General features: G+C 42.0%; 16 protein-coding genes. 5 read left to right on the top strand and 11 right to left on the bottom strand.

From position 1 onward, the window contains the following. Window positions 1–4: 4 nt before the first annotated feature. Window positions 5–1,066, top strand: a complete 1,062-nt coding sequence (gene mtnA, locus M0696_RS07415) for an S-methyl-5-thioribose-1-phosphate isomerase (RefSeq protein ID WP_222142710.1) — start codon at window positions 5–7, stop codon at window positions 1,064–1,066. Between the two features lie 33 nt (window positions 1,067–1,099). Here the strand turns inward: mtnA and M0696_RS07410 are convergent, their stop codons facing one another. The 3 genes from M0696_RS07410 to kinE form a co-directional block, all read right to left on the bottom strand. Beyond that, window positions 1,100–1,225 carry a hypothetical protein gene (locus M0696_RS07410; protein WP_003218585.1) on the bottom strand — a complete coding sequence of 42 codons (126 nt, stop codon included), beginning with the start codon at window positions 1,223–1,225 and terminating at the stop codon, window positions 1,100–1,102. A gap of 89 nt (window positions 1,226–1,314) precedes the next feature. Then, window positions 1,315–1,812, bottom strand: a complete 498-nt coding sequence (locus tag M0696_RS07405; RefSeq protein WP_222142709.1) for a methylated-DNA--[protein]-cysteine S-methyltransferase — start codon at window positions 1,810–1,812, stop codon at window positions 1,315–1,317. Continuing rightward, entirely contained in the window at window positions 1,809–4,025 is a 2,217-nt protein-coding gene (gene kinE / locus M0696_RS07400; RefSeq protein ID WP_222142708.1) for a sporulation two-component system sensor histidine kinase KinE, read from the bottom strand. The genes M0696_RS07405 and kinE overlap by 4 nt, the downstream gene beginning before the upstream one ends. A gap of 251 nt (window positions 4,026–4,276) precedes the next feature. On the opposite strand from kinE, the gene M0696_RS07395 reads away from it, so the two are divergent. After that, on the top strand, window positions 4,277–5,299 hold the full coding sequence (locus tag M0696_RS07395) for an acyltransferase family protein (RefSeq protein ID WP_166853399.1): 1,023 nt from the start codon (window positions 4,277–4,279) through the stop codon (window positions 5,297–5,299). A gap of 41 nt (window positions 5,300–5,340) precedes the next feature. Here M0696_RS07395 and M0696_RS07390 read toward each other — a convergent pair whose 3' ends face one another. From M0696_RS07390 to htpX, 4 genes are all read right to left on the bottom strand, one after another. Then, complete coding sequence (locus M0696_RS07390) at window positions 5,341–5,511, bottom strand: hypothetical protein (RefSeq protein ID WP_222142707.1); 171 nt, start codon at window positions 5,509–5,511, stop codon at window positions 5,341–5,343. 2 nt (window positions 5,512–5,513) lie between these two features. Continuing rightward, window positions 5,514–5,669, bottom strand: coding sequence for a hypothetical protein (locus tag M0696_RS07385; protein WP_222142706.1), 156 nt, complete (start codon window positions 5,667–5,669; stop codon window positions 5,514–5,516). A 155-nt stretch (window positions 5,670–5,824) separates the two neighbouring features. Beyond that, a complete protein-coding gene (locus M0696_RS07380) occupies window positions 5,825–7,174 on the bottom strand; it encodes a TrkH family potassium uptake protein (RefSeq protein WP_222142705.1) in 1,350 nt (449 codons plus the stop codon). 174 nt (window positions 7,175–7,348) lie between these two features. Continuing rightward, window positions 7,349–8,245 (bottom strand): protease HtpX, encoded by an 897-nt coding sequence (gene htpX / locus M0696_RS07375; protein WP_166853405.1) that lies wholly within the window; start codon window positions 8,243–8,245, stop codon window positions 7,349–7,351. Between the two features lie 172 nt (window positions 8,246–8,417). Between htpX and htpK the strand changes: the two genes are divergently transcribed. Next, window positions 8,418–9,119, top strand: a complete 702-nt coding sequence (gene htpK / locus M0696_RS07370) for a transcriptional regulator HtpK (protein WP_166853407.1) — start codon at window positions 8,418–8,420, stop codon at window positions 9,117–9,119. 131 nt (window positions 9,120–9,250) lie between these two features. Further along, window positions 9,251–9,445, top strand: a complete 195-nt coding sequence (gene sspD / locus M0696_RS07365; RefSeq protein ID WP_003218568.1) for an acid-soluble spore protein SspD — start codon at window positions 9,251–9,253, stop codon at window positions 9,443–9,445. Window positions 9,446–9,455: 10 nt separating this feature from the next. On the opposite strand, the gene M0696_RS07360 is transcribed toward sspD, so the two are convergent. From M0696_RS07360 to M0696_RS07345, 4 genes are all read right to left on the bottom strand, one after another. Next, the gene (locus tag M0696_RS07360; RefSeq protein WP_222142704.1) at window positions 9,456–10,601 is read right to left on the bottom strand and encodes an anti-sigma factor domain-containing protein; all 1,146 of its coding nucleotides are present in this window, start codon (window positions 10,599–10,601) and stop codon (window positions 9,456–9,458) included. Then, window positions 10,598–11,353, bottom strand: a complete 756-nt coding sequence (gene sigI, locus M0696_RS07355; protein WP_166853411.1) for an RNA polymerase sigma factor SigI — start codon at window positions 11,351–11,353, stop codon at window positions 10,598–10,600. The genes M0696_RS07360 and sigI overlap by 4 nt, the downstream gene beginning before the upstream one ends. 264 nt (window positions 11,354–11,617) lie before the next feature. Continuing rightward, window positions 11,618–12,412 (bottom strand): TerC family protein, encoded by a 795-nt coding sequence (locus tag M0696_RS07350; protein ID WP_411809569.1) that lies wholly within the window; start codon window positions 12,410–12,412, stop codon window positions 11,618–11,620. Window positions 12,413–12,671: 259 nt separating this feature from the next. After that, window positions 12,672–13,307 (bottom strand): DedA family protein, encoded by a 636-nt coding sequence (locus M0696_RS07345; RefSeq protein ID WP_166853414.1) that lies wholly within the window; start codon window positions 13,305–13,307, stop codon window positions 12,672–12,674. A 201-nt stretch (window positions 13,308–13,508) separates the two neighbouring features. Here M0696_RS07345 and M0696_RS07340 point away from each other — a divergent pair, with 201 nt between their 5' ends. Continuing rightward, window positions 13,509–15,911 (top strand): EAL domain-containing protein, encoded by a 2,403-nt coding sequence (locus tag M0696_RS07340; RefSeq protein WP_222142702.1) that lies wholly within the window; start codon window positions 13,509–13,511, stop codon window positions 15,909–15,911. Window positions 15,912–15,916 lie beyond the last annotated feature (5 nt).

Raw genomic sequence — 15,916 nt, 5'->3', positions numbered from 1 at the left:
ATTTATGACCCATTCATTTGCTGTTCCTCGTTCTGTTGAATGGAAAGAAACAGCTATTACCATTTTAAATCAGCAAAAGCTTCCTGACGTGACCGAATATGTGGAGCTGACGACGAAAGAGGATGTATTTGACGCGATTGTCAAGCTCAAGGTAAGAGGCGCCCCGGCCATCGGCATTACGGCTGCCTTCGGACTTGCGCTTGCTGCAAAAGACATAGAAACAGATGATGTCACAGAATTCCGCAGCAGACTTGAAGATATCAAACAATATTTAAACAGCTCACGGCCTACCGCCATTAATTTATCTTGGGCACTTCAGAGACTGAGTCATTCGATCGAAAACGCCATTTCAGTAAATGAAGCAAAAACAAACCTTGTCCATGAAGCGATTCAGATTCAGGTCGAGGATGAGGAAACGTGCCGGATGATCGGTCAAAACGCCCTGCAGCTTTTCAAAAAAGGCGACCGGATTATGACGATCTGCAATGCCGGCTCTATCGCGACAAGCCGCTATGGAACGGCCCTCGCTCCATTTTACTTGGCCAAACAAAAGGATTTGGGACTGCATATTTATGCCTGTGAAACAAGGCCTGTCCTTCAAGGTTCGCGCCTGACTGCGTGGGAGCTGATGCAGGGAGGCATTGATGTCACTCTGATCACAGACAGCATGGCTGCCCATACGATGAGGGAAAAACAAATTTCTGCTGTCATCGTTGGAGCTGATCGAATTGCAAAGAACGGTGATACGGCAAATAAAATCGGAACATACGGTCTCGCGATTTTAGCAAATGCCTTTGATATTCCGTTTTTTGTCGCGGCACCTTTATCTACATTTGATCCAAAAGTGAAGTGCGGCGCTGATATCCCGATAGAGGAACGGGATCCTGAGGAAGTAAGACAGATTTCCGGAGTCCGGACCGCTCCATCCGATGTGCCTGTCTTTAATCCCGCTTTTGACATTACACCCCATGATCTCATTTCAGGAATCATCACAGAAAAAGGGATTATGACCGGTAACTATGAAGAAGAAATTGAACAGCTGTTTAGAGGCGAAAAGGTTCATTAAAAAACCGCTGGACTTTGCTCATGACGGGCCGAGTCAGCGGTTTTTTTGTTTGTTTTTATTGATATTGATGATTTCATCTTTTTGAGCGCTTGATAAGATATGCAGTTTCACAAACAGTTTGGCAAAAACGGCAATTTTCTCAGAGCGGCTCGGCTTCAATTGCTTTGTCCTCCTTTTTCATCAGACCAACTTTTTTCACTTAATAAAATGATATGTCGGCCGTAAAAAAAGGGAACGTGCCATATGTTTTATTTTTCTTTATAGGAGATTTGCTCGATGTTCAGCAAAAATGCTTTGATATCGGTTTTGCTCCCGGCGTATCCTGTTAACGCGCTGTTTTTGCCAATCACTCTGTGGCACGGGACAAAAATCGGCAGGTCGTTTCGTTTATTAGCCTGTCCGACTGCGCGCACCGCTTTCGGACTGCCGACCGCAGCGGCGATGTCAGCATAGCTTCGGGATTCTCCGTATGGTATTATCGCGAGCGCCTCCCACACTTTTTGCTGAAAAGGAGTGCCCTTTTGGCTCAGCGGCAGTGAGAAGGTCTTTCTTTCGCCGGCGAAATATTCATGAAGCTGTTTTTTCGCTTCTGCCAGATAAGGTGTTTCCTTGTGCTCTGTATGCTGAACGGTTTCTTTCCAATCCATCCAATCTTCCTGACTGAGAAATAGTCGGGTGATTTGGCCATCTTCTTCGGCAATTATGAGTTCCCCGAGCGGTGTTTCGGCTGTCGCGTAGTAGTTCATTCATCAATCCTTCTTTCTTCAGCATTCTGTCTGACGGGAAGTGTAAGGTGGAAAACGGTACCCTTCCCTTCTTCACTTTCTACCAGAATTTCGCCTTGATGTTCTTCAATAATTTTATAGCTTACCATAAGCCCAAGTCCAGTTCCCCGTTCCTTCGTCGTATAAAACGGTTCACCAAGGCGCTTTAATTTATCTTCTGTCATTCCGATTCCCTCGTCTTTTAAGGAGATGAGAACATGATCTTGATCCAATGTCCTTATCGTCACAAAAATGTTTCCGCCGTCAGGCATCACTTCGATGGCGTTTTTTAATATATTGATAAATACCTGTTTCAGCTGATTCGGCTCACAGTAGATCGGGGGAATGTCGTCCATTAAATCAAGATGCATTTGTACATTGCTTAGATTGGCTTGTGCGTTCAGAAGGTCTATAGTGTCTCTCATAATTTGGGTAACATGTTTTTCTTCATACATAATGGCCTGGGGCTTGGCTAAAATCAAGAATTCGGTGATGATGGATTCGATGCGCTTTAGTTCTGAGGTGATCACGTTGAAGTAAAGGGCGTAGTCTCCCTCCACACTTCCCTTCAGGAGCTGAATGAAGCCTTTAAGAGCTGTCATCGGATTTCTGATTTCATGAGCGATGCCGGCAGCAAGTTCGCCGACAACATGAAGGGTATCTGACTTGCGCAGGCGTTCCTCCAGTTCTTTTCGCTCTGTTACGTCTTTAAAGATAGCCAGGTTCATATTTTGAATAATATTTCGTTTAAATGAGAATTCAAGTTTTCTGTTGTCACTGCTGCTCAGCAAAAATGGAATTTCGTTGTCCATTTCATCAAAATTAATCTGCCTTGCCGGTGATGCAAGATTTTCTATTTCATACGATGAAATAATATCTAACAAGCTGTGCTGTTTAATCTCTTCATGTGACAGGCCTAAAATATGGCTTGCTAACGGGTTGGCATCGATGATCCTATATTGATTGTCGAACAATACATTGCCGTCCATTGAGCCATTGAACACTTTTCTGAATTTCAGCTCACTTTCCCGCAGCTCCTTTTCCATCCGCTTTCTGTCGCTGACGTTTCTTAAAATCGTCAAGTGCTGATTCTCTAATATTGTCCGCTTTGAGGTAAATTCAAGTTCTTTGAACTGCCCGTTCCCCATTTGAAACAGCAGCTCTTCTCTGATCTCTCCGTACTTTGCGTATTTCCTTTTCGTTATGCTGTATTTCTGCTGTGAGTCAACGAGAAAATCACATAGCCTTCGTTTCAACAGCAGATTCATCGGCAGCTCAAAGATTTTACAGGCTGATTGATTCGCCTTCACGATTCTTCCGTCATTCGACCAGATGATGATGGCGTCCATCGCATTTTCAAATATTTCTCTGAAGCGCTCCTCACTTTTAAAGAGCTGCAGCTCCATAGACCGCTTCTCTGTGATATCCCTCATAATGGACATATAAAACCCGCTGATGATGTTTGATGTAATCGTGAATTCAAATAGCTTTTGAACACCTGAACGAAGCTTGACGGGCAGCTCCCCCTTCGCTTTTCCCTTGCGGTTGAGCGCCTTCCATATATTGTCGAAGTCTTTTCGTGAGCCGCTGTCTATGAACTCATACAACGATAAATGAGACAGCTCATTTTGATTGATTTCAAAGCTTTTGCAGAAGGACAAATTGGCATCAATAAAACCGCCATCTTTATCAAAAAGGACGATTCCGTCAACAGCTCTGTCAAACAAGTCCTTAAAAAGCTGTTCATTCATAGAGAATTCCCGCTCCAGAATCTTCTTTGAAGATATGTCCCTCATGACAACAAAAAAGAAATCCTCGCCTATCCCTCTTTTGGCCAGAAACTCTATGTATTTTGTCGCCCCGCCATCAAGCTTGATCGGGACCTCCTTCCACAGGAAACCTTTTTTAAAAAACTTTTTTACGGCATGATTCAGTTCATCCTTTGGGATTGAAAACAAAAAATCCAAAACAGAACGCTTTTTCAAATCTTCCGAATCAACCTGAAGCATCCTCTCTGTTGCTTCATTCGCCTGAACGATTCGCATTTCATTATCACATATAAAAATAGCATCGAGCGTATTGTTGACAATCACTTGATGCTGATTCAATTCCTTTTTCAGCCGGGCATTTTCTTCTTTGAGACGCTTCAGTTCTTCCCGCAGCTCCGAATTTGTCTGGACACCAAGAGTTTCCATGCGTGTACACTCCTTCTTCAAAACCTATCCCTCAATATTTCTACAAAATGCGGGAACTTCCTTCATTTGCCCTATAAATTTCAGAAAATTTCAGCGCGATTACATAACGAAGACATTTTCTACGATCCTTACCGCCACTTTACATCGTCCTAACAATCAGCCGTTTTTTCAATCCTTTTTCATCTTTTATTTTAAAATATATACCAGCAGGGAATAATCTCTTAGTGACTGATTAAAGAGAAGGTGATGCTATGAGTAAATCGCGAGACAGTTATTTCGATAATGCAAAATTCTTATTGATATTCCTTGTTGTATTCGGTCATATTCTTCGTTCCTTTATTAATGATAACAATTTTATGCTCTACCTCTACAAGTTCATTTACACATTTCACATGCCTGCCTTTATTCTCGTATCCGGTTATTTTGCAAAAGGCTTTAAACGCTCGGGATATGTGAAAAAGCTGGCGGTCAAGCTTATTATTCCGTATTTGATTTTCCAAATCATCTATTCCGTCTTTTATTACATTATGCAAGACGAAAGCATGGCAAATGTGAATCCGATTGATCCGCAATGGTCATTATGGTTTCTCGTAAGCTTATTTTTTTGGAACCTACTGCTTTATCCTTTTTCAAAGCTATCAAAGCTGTGGGCGCTGTTTGTAAGCTGCGGAATTGCCGTACTGATCGGCTATTTAGACTTTGTCAGCAGCACGCTGAGCCTGTCGCGGACATTTGTATTCTTACCAATGTTCCTTGTCGGGTTTTATTTAAATAAACATCATTTTGATTTATTGAGATCAAAACGAGGCAAACAAATCGCGCTCGGGGTGCTTGCCGCCGTATTCGTCATCTGCTGGGGAATCGACTTTGACTATTCTTTTCTGTTCGGCTCAAAACCGTATTCTTCATTTGGAGACGTTACCTTGGCGAGCGGACTTTCCCGAATCGGCTGGTATGTACTCGCCTTTGCGGCAACCTTCAGCTTTTTAGCGCTCGTTCCGCAAAAACGGTTTTTCTTTACGAAATGGGGAACCCGGACATTTTATGTGTATTTGCTTCATGGGTTTATTATTAAAACACTGAGACAGGTTGGGCTTGAGGATTCGCTTACTGACTATCAGAGCTTAGCAATTCTCTTACTTTTAACAGCAACCCTGACATCAGTACTCTCCAGCAATTTTGTTAAGACAGTTGCTCAGCCCTTCATTGAGCTGAGAATGACCAGCCTATTGCAATTTGTCAGAGGAACGGGCAAAAATGCTTATTTAAAATAGAAAACACCTCTTAAGCGGGACGCCGCCTAAGAGGTGTTTTTTTATTTTTGTTTTTTCTCTTTTTTCTTTTCAGGCTTTGTGGCTTCTAGCGTCTCGATGATCTTGCCGGCATTGTAATCTCCAAGTTCACTTGAGAATTCTTCCTCCAGCACTTTCTTATTCATAGGCTTTTTATGATTTTGCATATCTCTGCTATGACGATTTTTCTTCAAAATCACAAGCCTCCTTGCTGACCCTGTTTGGAATTGCGGTTTGCACCCCTAAAATTCGGGTCGTCATGATACTGTGTTTTATAAGAATTTGGGTCCATGCTCTCAGTAGGTGTATTGTTATTTTTAATGGCTTCATTCACTTCAGCTTTTCGCTTCATACGAATCCTCCTCGCCAATTTTTCAGACATTTTATTTCGCTTAAAGATGCAGGGCGTTAAACTGCACCTGTTGATGTTAGGTTCTCCAACTGAAATGTTGCCACACATCTTTTTTTTGGCAATCAAAAAACACCGCAAAACATGCGGTGTTTTTTCTATCCGATAATCACTCTTTCCTTCGGATAATGATAATTCGCTTCAATTTCTTTTCTTCCAATCAAATACAGGAAGGTCAGGATACCGATTCGCCCGATAAACATGACAATCATAATGACGCATTTTCCAACGTTGCTTAAATCAGCGGTAATTCCCAGTGACAGACCGGTTGTACCGAACGCTGAGCACACTTCAAACAACAGCTCCAGCAGAGAATGCTTTTCTGTAATCGTAAGAATGAGTGTCGAGCCAAAAACGAGCAGAATCGCCATCATTGTGACAACAAGCGACTTCATGAGATCAGCAGGATGCAGCTCCCTTTTGAATACCTTGACTGACTTATTGCCGCGGGCAAAATGAAACAGCGCAAGAAGGTTCAGGGCGAAAGTCGTTGTCCGTATGCCTCCCCCTACTGAACTTGGCGACGCTCCGATAAACATCAGCGCACTCATAAAAAGCAGAGTGGGGTCAGTCAGCTGGCTTATATCAATCGTGGCAAGCCCCCCGCTCCTTGTTGTGGTTGATTGGAATAGAGAAAGGAATAAAATATCATGCCACGATTTACCTGCAAATAAATAATTTGCTTCAAGCACATAGATCCCTATAGAGCCAAACAAAACAAGTAAGCCAAACATAATGGTTGTAATTTTTGTAAATAAACTAAACGGATATCTTCGGTTTTTAGAAAACAAAAAATCTTTCACTTCCACTAAAACAGGAAAACCGATGGCTCCGAAAACAATCAATAACAGTGTAATAAATTGCACAAAATAATCATGCCGAAATGGAACCAGAGAGCTTCCTGTTATATCAAAACCGGCATTTGTGGTTGCACTGACACTCGCAAAAAAACCATGTAAGTAAGCCTCTTGAATGGAATCGTAGTAGGTTAAAAAATAAGTCCCAAGAATCATGCCGCCAAAGAACTCAATCCATAATATGAGAAAGAGAATCTGTTTCATGAGATTCACGATCCCAGAAAATTGTGATTGATTTTGATCGATCATCATTAATTTCCGTTCTTTTAAACCTATTCTTTTGCCCATTAGGAGCCAAACTGAAGTGCCTAATGTCATAATGCCAATTCCGCCAAACTGCAGAACAAACGCGAGAATAACAATTCCTGTTGTATTAAATGTCTCAGCAGTATTTACAACAGAAAGCCCAGTCACACTAACGGCACTGACTGCTGTAAACAGGGCATCGATAAAAGACCATTCTGCTCCTTGTTTATGGGCCACAGGAAGACTTAATAAAATAACTGCCACCGTCACCGCAAGAAAATAATATACAGCAATCAGCTGGGCCGGCGACAATGCCTGTATCAATTTTCCAAACTTTAATTTCATGTAAAATCCTTCTGCCTCTCTTTTTAAGTACGGTAATTATTCTAAAGATATTGGACCCATTTTAAAAGGCTTTTACGAAACATTTTCTTAACTTGCTTATTTTTTTATTATTTTAGTCAAAGGATACAATAAAAAACCTCTGAGGGATTCTCTCAGAGGAACAATGTGTTTGTATTATTTAGCTTCTAACCGTCTGATTCGCTCATCTAAGTCAGGGTGAGTAGAGAAAAGCGAAGAGCGCTTCTTGCCATTAATCTTTAATGTTTGAACAGCTGTCTGATCGTCTTCCATAATGCGGGAAGAATAGCTCTTAAGCGTCCGAAGTGCATGAATCATCTTATCCTTGCCGGCAAGATCCGCCCCTCCCCTGTCAGCATGGAATTCGCGATGGCGTGAGTACGCAAACACGACCAGGCTGCCGAGAATGGAAAAGACAATTTGAAAGACAATCATTGCAATAAAATGAACGATCGGCGCTAGGTCTTCCTTGACGAAGCGGCTCGCAATCCATGCTGCGATACGCGATAAAAAGACGACAAAGGTATTGACGATACCTTGCAAGAGCGTCATTGTTACCATATCACCATTAGCGATATGCGCGACCTCGTGGGCAAGCACACCTTCAACTGCGGCATCATCCATTTGCTCCAGCAGCCCTGACGACACTGCCACAAGGGAACGGCGTTTTGACGGTCCAGTCGCAAACGCGTTCACTTCAGGTGAACGGTAAATTCCGACTTCCGGCATTTTCGTTAAACCGGCAGAGCGGCTTAATCGGTGAACACGGTCAACCAATTGCTGTTCCTCATAGCTGAGCGTGTGTTTTTTCGGATTCAGCACTCTGACACCCATCATCGTCTTTGCCATCCATCTGGACATCGCAAGAGACGTAAAGGAACCGACAAAACCAACGACTAAGCTGAATACAAGGAGTGCAATTGGATCGATACCGCCATCAGCTGTAAAGTACGTCCCGACTCCGGTAACCGAGCTTAAAACAGACAAAACGATCCCGATTGTTGTGAGCACCAAAATATTCGTTAAAATAAACAGAAAAATTCTTTTCGCCATGACAACCTCCGTTATTTTAAGTTCAAAGGAACCTGTATACTTAAATTATAAATCATCCATTTGAAAATGCAAGGAATTCGACGTATGATGTTAATGTAATTGCTGGCGCTTCAATTTTGAACTCATACATAGACTTATATTCCGCGTCAAATTGTTTAAAAAGAGGTGAACAATGAACATTTTTAAACTCACTCGAACCGATATGGTGCGGCTGCTCTATTCCCTAAAAGGACAAGGAGAAATAAGCCCGCTCGACATTCTCGTCCAATCAGCGAACATGTCGGCAGAAAAAGCAGCCAATCATCTTGAAATTCCTGAATTTCTTACAAGATACGAACGAAAAAAACAGAGAAAAGAATACGGCCTTTCTACAAACGAAATCGTAGAGCTTGGCAACCTATGCGAGCTAACTTCGTTAAAGTCCACTGCAATTCAAAACTGGGTAAAGCGTGATATCAAGGATTTGATCGGACACCCTGAGCTGGGCAAAAAATACTCAGTTGAACAGGCAGTTATTCTTTTAATTGTACGTGATTTAAAATCCATTTATGACTTTGAACACATACGGGCTATTTTAAAAGTGGCCTTTAACACAATCTCAGACAGAACCGATGATGTCATCAGCCCGATTGCTTATTATGAAAGCTGTGCATATGTACTTGATGCCGTTCATCACCAAGACACACCTTCTATGAAAGAATCGAATCTGCAGGAGATCGTCGAACAGGAGACAGAGCGTCTCCGCCACCGTTTTGAAGAACTGAATGACAGCCAATGGCTTAAAATCAGACAGATTATCGCCATTACAGTCCTCTCCATTTTGACGTTCCATATTCAGGCAACCGCACATAAAATGACAGCAGACATTTTATAGTCTGCGTTACCCCCGGCTCGGAGGCCGGGGGTTTCTTATGATCCACAACAATTGCCAGCATAAATAAACCCCGTACATTTCAAACTAAGTACGCGTTAAGAATTTCTTTATAAAAAAAGGAGATGAAAAAGATGGCGAGCAGAAATAAACTCGTTGTTCCAGGGGTGGAGCAGGCATTAGACCAATTTAAACTCGAAGTGGCTCAAGAATTCGGTGTGAACCTTGGTTCTGATACAGTCGCACGCGCTAACGGCTCTGTAGGCGGGGAAATGACAAAGCGGCTGGTACAGCAAGCACAATCACAATTAAATGGCACAACTAAATAAATTCAGGTCTTTATTCGCCGGGGTCACTCGGCGAATCTTCAGTTTGAGCTGAATGATTATCACTGCTGTAGCCGTTTGGATTACGGCGGTCAGAAGCGTTATCCCTGCTGGACGAAGAACGGTTCCTGCCTTGTTCACCGTTATTCCAGTCCCTGTGATATTGGCTTTGCCCCTTTTCAGTGTGATTGTCTTCATTTCCTTTATCTTGAGGAGCTTGTGTTGGGGTTTGCTCATGATCCCCATCTTTTTCGGCATTTGTGTTTTCATCTGATTCCTTTACATTTTTATCTTTTTCACTATCATTACTCTGTTCATCCGGTTTATCTTCTTTCTGGTCTCCGGAATCGGTATCATCCAGCTGTTCATTATCTTCTTGTTTACCGTCCTGGGGGTCAGTTTGATCAATATTTTCATTCTCATTTCCGCCACTCTTTTGATCCTCTTCCACGGATGGATCGCTGGAGTCATCTTTTGAGTCTTTATTGTCATTCTTTTCATTTGATTTGATGTAGCTGCCCGTTGAAACGCCTTCCTTCTTCGCTTTTTCCCTCGTCTGCATATCTGACTCGAGTGATTCCATGCGGTATGTCGTTTTATATTTTTCCGTCACATCATTCAGCTGTTTTTTCACAGCTTTTTTATATGTATTATCTTCCGTATTTTCATAAACAGTGGAAATCAATATTTCTTTCGATTTCTTTACATAACCGTGCTCGCTGCAGTCGGTTATAATATCGTCAATCACCTTTTTAAAATCAGTCTTCTCCCAATCATCTATATCATTCACGACCTTCTTTCCCTCATCGTTTAGAGGCGTCAGTTCAATCACTTCGTAATCGCTGTTTAACGCCATTTCGAAGCTTGGATTGATATCGATTGTCATATACGCATAGGCCTTATTATTAGAAAAAACGGGGAGAACTATAAAAATAAAAAGCATAATAGCAGTCATCGTAACAATCCCCATTTTGAAAGGGCGCAGTTTTAAAAAATCAAAAAAGCTGGCCCTTCTGCCCATGCGTGATTCACTTGGAAGCATAATTTCTTCTCCGATTTCATAGCTGCGGCGATCATTTTTGGCTTTTAAAAATTGTCCGTCAGGGGTCAGCAACGTGACGAATTTTCTATTTTTCTCTACTATAATCCCTCTTCTCATGAGTGCAGCACCCCTTTAAGATAATCTTTTAAATAAATATAATCACCTGTAATAATAATACACATCGCAATAATATATTTTCTGTTTCTCTCAATCGTTTTTCGGCTTACAGAGACAAGCTGTTCTAGCTGTTTCACCGGAAGCTGTTTCTTTGTATACAGAATAGCGGCCAATTCTTCATGTTCAACAAGAGTCATTGCCACCTTTATGGCGTTTTGCCTAGCGTCAGCATGCTTTGGAGAGTTTTCAAGCAGCTCTTTAAATGACAAACCATAATCTTTGAGTTGCTTTTGAAAATAGAGGATTTCCTCCCGCCTCTGCTCCTGTTCAACCTGACGGCGGTATTCATCAATGGAAAGCTCGGCTTCAATCAGGCTTTGTGATGACTCCTGATCGTCTCCTTCCTGTAAATCGATATTGATATTTTGTGCGCTTCTGGCTTCTTTTCGAATGTAATCAATGACTTTTCTTTTTATGATTAGCTCAGCAAATGCGAGCAGAGAATTGCCTTTTTCAGGTGAGTATTTTTCAATAGCTTCATTAAATGCGATCAGTCCGATGCTGAACTCATCGTCTTTTTCATCTATATATCGTTTACAAACGGATGAAACCGTCTTTGCGATAAATGGCTTATATTGCTGTATTAATTCATTTTGCAGATCTTTATTGCCTTTTTGTATACTTTCAACCGTTTTTTCAAGCGTTTGCTTCTTTTTTCCCAATTTAAACAAAAGGCTAAGCACTGGTTTCACCTCAGTTCCTCCCTATAACTACTCATTAATGATAGCTAATTTGATAGGGATTCGCAAAGGAGAAAAAGAAATATTGATTTCCAATGTCTCAATTGTGACAAACCATTCCGACGTACTATACATGATTTCGTGCCTTTCTAGAGAATTAAGGGGGTTTTATACGTGTTTTTTGTAACAATGCTGTTATAAAAATGTTATTTTATTTCGTCCCTGAAAACGCTTCAAACATGAAAAGACTCTGCTTTTTAAGCAGAGTCTTTCAAATTACGCCCGTTCTCGGCTGCTGTTTTTTTGTTCGTTTTGTACGCCCTCCGGCTGTTTTTTTCCACCTGACATGAACCAGCCGCAAATCGCGATTGCCGCTAAGACACCCCAGAATATGAGCTTCCATGTTCCAGAATGGATAAAGTGTTCAGAAACAACTGCTATGTCGTGATGGGCAAGTGTATATAAAGCAAGCTTCACTCCGACCCAGCCGACAATCACAAAGGCCGCTGTTTCTAGGCTTGGACGTTCCTTTAATAACTTTACAAACATTGAAGCTGCAAACCGCATGATTACCAGGCCAATGATACCTCCGGCCAAAATGACCATAAATTGTCCTCCGTCTAGTCCGCCAATCTTTGGAAGCGATGTTCCAGGAAGCGTAACCGCCAGCGCGACTGCCGCTAAGATGGAATCGACCGCAAAAGCAATATCTGCCAGTTCAACTTTTAAAACAGTCGGCCAAAAACCGCTTTGCTTCGTCTCTTTATGCGTGTCTTCTTTCTTAAACACATATCTTTTCAATAAATGGCTTGCTGAGATATACAGCAAGTAGATCGCGCCAATCGCTTGAACCTGCCAAACGTTGACCAAAAAAGAAATTGCGAACAAAGAGCCAAACCGCAGAACAAAAGCCCCTGCCAATCCATAAAATAACGCCTTTTTTCTTTTTTCCTCCGGCAAATGTTTTACCATTACCGCCATAACCAGCGCGTTATCGGCGGCTAAAATCCCTTCCAGGCCGATCAAGACGAGAAGAACCCAACCATACTCTAATAATAATGCTGCATCCATAAATGATACCCTCCCAAAAAAGTTGTTTTCTTTCTCTTCATCCGATCTTATGCCGGCCGGACCATGCAAAAAAGACCTTTGCCGACATAAGGCAAAGGTCTTGCTAGACATGAATTCAGGCATGCCAACAAAGCCGATGGATATCGCAATCCATGAAATGACGACTTTGTTTCCGGAAAACATTCCGGACGCTACTCCCCTTTGGGATTTCAAGAAATATGATATTATACGTCAATGATATGCGCAGCGCGATACTTTGTCAACGTTTATTTTTTAAAAATACAGATAAATGTTCGGATTGCGTGCGTTTCTTCCTCTTTTTTATCAGCAAGTAGAGCAGGAACAGCGCCAAAATCGCTATCCCAACCGGAAGCATATATTGATCGAGAATAGAGCCGACTTCCTTCCAATTTTCACCGAGCTTCACACCGAGATAAACATATACAAATGTAATCGGCAGCATCGCGATGAAGGTATAAAGCGAAAACACCCATACGTTCATTTTTGCAATCCCGCACGGTATGGAGATCAATGTCCGGATGCCTGGCAAGAAACGGCCGCTGAAGGCTACAAATCCCCCATGCTTTTTGAAAAATTCATCCGACTTATCAAGCGCTTCAGGCTTAATAAAGAGGTACTTTCCGAAACGTTCAAGAAACGGCCTTCCTCCGTACCGGCCTATCCAATACAGCGTAAGCGGGCCGGCCACTCCTCCAAGCGATCCCGCCAAAACAGCGCCAAAAAGTGTCATATCACCTTTAGAGACCCAATAACCTGCAAGCGGCAGGACGATTTCAGCAGGAATAAACTCAATACAGAGCGCAAGAAATATTCCAACATAAGATAAGCTTTTAAATGCTTCTATCCATGACATAACCAGCTCTTCGATAGCCATCACTTCCCCTTATATGTATAATGCATTTAAGTTTTTTCGGCAAACGTCAACATGATTTTAACACATTTTTCACGGTCAGCTGAACTAAAAATGGATCTTACCGTATTTCTATGGTCTTATAGGCTGAAACTCTGCGGTTAAGCAGCCGATAATATAGAGAGTCAACAAGACTGGAACTCACGACACGGGGGGAATCTCCACTTGGAAATACACGTTACATATAATACGACGCTCATATGTCTATCTATTCTTATTGCCTGTGCCGCATCGTACATTTCCCTTGAACTGTCAAGGAAAGTTACTATCTATACAGGTTTAAAAAGCATAGTGTGGCTGATCGGCGGCTCACTTATTATGGGATTCGGTATTTGGTCAATGCATTTTGTGGGGATGATGGCCGTCCATATGGAGATGCCGATGCAATATGAATTCATGCCTTTAATTGCATCCATTGGCGCAGCTGTTTCCGGATCATTTGTGTCGTTATATTTTGTCAGCCGGCACATTCTTACATATTACAGACTGCTCACAGGCTCAGTTGTGCTTGGCGCATCTATAGCATCTATGCACTATATCGGAATGTCTGCCATTTCCCGGGTAATGATTAATTACGAACCGATTCTTTTTACAGCGTCCATTATCATTGCGATTGCGTCATCTTTCGTCTCGTTAAAAATATTCTTTGACTTGGCCTTAAAAAAACATTCTGATCATCTGATGTTTTATAAAGTTATCAGTTCAATTGTAATGGGTATGGGGATTGCAGGCATGCACTATACAGGTATGCTTGCGGCAACTTTCCACGAGGACATGGGACCGCCCGGAAGCCATGTGGAGGTGCAAACGTTTCATTGGTCGATTTTTGTTACGTTAATTATTTTCTGTATACAAACATTATTATTATTCAGTTCCCATGCTGACCGAAAGTTTATAAAACAGAGCGAACGCATAAAGGATAACGAGCAGAGGTTTCAGTCTTTAATTGTCCACAATATTGATGCGATCTTTATTTTGTCATTAGAAGGAGACATTATATCATCCAATCATGCTGGCGAGGATATGATCAGCAAATTCGGCTTTAGCATGCGCGATTGGAGACATTATACATCACAAAAGATTCAGCGCCTTTTTGAGCAAGTTAAAAAAGATAAACAAGCGATTAACAGCGATAGCGATCTTATCACTGAAAAAGGCCAGTTTCACTTAAATATTACGCTCATACCTGTTGAGGTCAATCAAGAGCTGGATAGCATTTATGTCATTTGCAAAGACATGACAAAGCAGTACAGAGCAGAAAAAGAAATCCATAAAATGGCACATTATGATTCACTTACAGATTTACCTAACAGACGGCATGCCATCTCACACTTAACTGAGGTGCTGAGGCGCGAGTGCACCTTGAATTATAACACCGTAGTATTCTTTCTGGACTTAAACCGGTTTAAAGTGATTAACGATGCTTTAGGACATAATATCGGCGATCAGCTGCTTCAGCTAGCAGCTAAACGCCTGTCATCTATTGTCCCTGATAATGGATTTATCGCTCGTCTTGGCGGAGATGAATTTATTATCATATTGACGGACGTCAATATCGGAACAGGCGAAGCAGACGTTTTAGCAAGAAAAATTATCCAAAAATTCAAAAACCCTTTCAAAATCCAGGATCACACGCTTGTCATATCTGTCAGTATCGGGATTGCCATATCACCGAAAGACGGGACGGACGGTCTTGAATTGATGAAAAAGGCTGATATGGCGATGTATGCCGCTAAAGAACGAAACAAGAGCAAATACAGATACTATTCTTTTTCGATCGGCAACAAAGAAACCGTCAAGCTTAACCAAGAAATGATGCTTAGAGAAGCAATCGAAAACAATCGATTTGTCTTGCACTATCAGCCGCAATTCAGTGCAAAAGGCCAAAAAATGACAGGTGCAGAAGCGCTGATACGCCTTGTCACACCCGACGGGCAGCTGCGTCCGCCCGGGGAATTCATCGGTGTTGCTGAAGAAACGGGACTCATAATTGATATCGGAAAGTGGATTATAGATGAAGCATGCAAGCAGGCAAGGGTTTGGTATGACAAAGGCTATGATCTTTCTGTCGCCATTAATATTTCCGCCAGACAGTTTCAATCTGAAGATATGATTCCCCTGATCAAGGATACGCTTGATAAATACCAGCTCCCTCCGCAGCTTCTTGAAGTGGAAGTGACAGAAAGCATGACAATGGACAATCTTGATCACTCCAAGAAGGTTTTGTCGTCTTTAACGGAATTAGGTATCAGAATCAGTATTGACGATTTCGGAACGGGACACAGCTCCCTTAGCTATTTGAAGGATTTTCCGATTCATAGGCTAAAAATCGACAAATCATTTATCGACGATATTCAGACCCACCCGAAATCAGAGCAAATTACCGGGGCCATTATTGCCATGGGACACCAGCTGTCGTTGCAGGTGATTGCTGAAGGCGTGGAAAATTCAGCCCAAAAACAGCTTCTTTATGAAAAAGGCTGTGATCATTTACAAGGCTTCTTTTTCAGCAGGCCGATACCGCCGGAACAACTCGAACAATTGATTCTAGAACAGCCGCCGCAATAACAGTG

Source organism: Bacillus rugosus (assembly GCF_023238245.1).
Lineage (GTDB): Bacteria > Bacillota > Bacilli > Bacillales > Bacillaceae > Bacillus > Bacillus rugosus.
Note: the sequence above shows the minus strand (reverse complement) of the source record. Positions and strands in the feature narration are given on the sequence as shown.